This is a genomic window from Pseudomonas sp. Pse1, from assembly GCF_024519635.1.
GTDB lineage: Bacteria > Pseudomonadota > Gammaproteobacteria > Pseudomonadales > Pseudomonadaceae > Aquipseudomonas.
Map to the genome: position 1 here is coordinate 1 of NZ_JALJRO010000117.1, position 312 is coordinate 312.

At 44.9% G+C, this 312-nt stretch carries 1 protein-coding gene; it reads right to left on the reverse strand.

Features of this window, described 5'->3' with window-relative positions; all coding sequences use genetic code 11:
* Positions 1-9: 9 nt before the first annotated feature.
* Positions 10-312 (reverse strand): hypothetical protein (locus tag NR126_RS29225; RefSeq protein ID WP_256832523.1); only part of this gene is annotated, 303 nt, incomplete at its 5' end.

A 312-nucleotide genomic window follows, 5' to 3' on the forward strand; every position in this document is an offset into this window, starting at 1 on the left:
CTCCGAGACTTACCCCGCAGCGATAGCCTTTTCTTTCTTTCTCCCTCTTTCCCTTTTCCTTTCTTTTTCTCCTCTTCTTTTTCCTCCCTTCCTTTTCTTTCTTTTCCTTCTTCCTCCTCCTTCCCTTTTTTTCTTTCTCCTCTTCTTCCTTCCTTTCCTTCTTTCCCCCCCTCTCTCCTCCCTCCCTTTTCTTCCTTTTCCTCTTCCCTTTCCTCTCCTTTTTCTCCTTCTTTCCTCTCTTTTCTTCCCCCCCTTCTCCTTTCTTTTCTCCCCCTTTTTCTTTTCCCTACCGTCTATCAATTCCTTTTCATC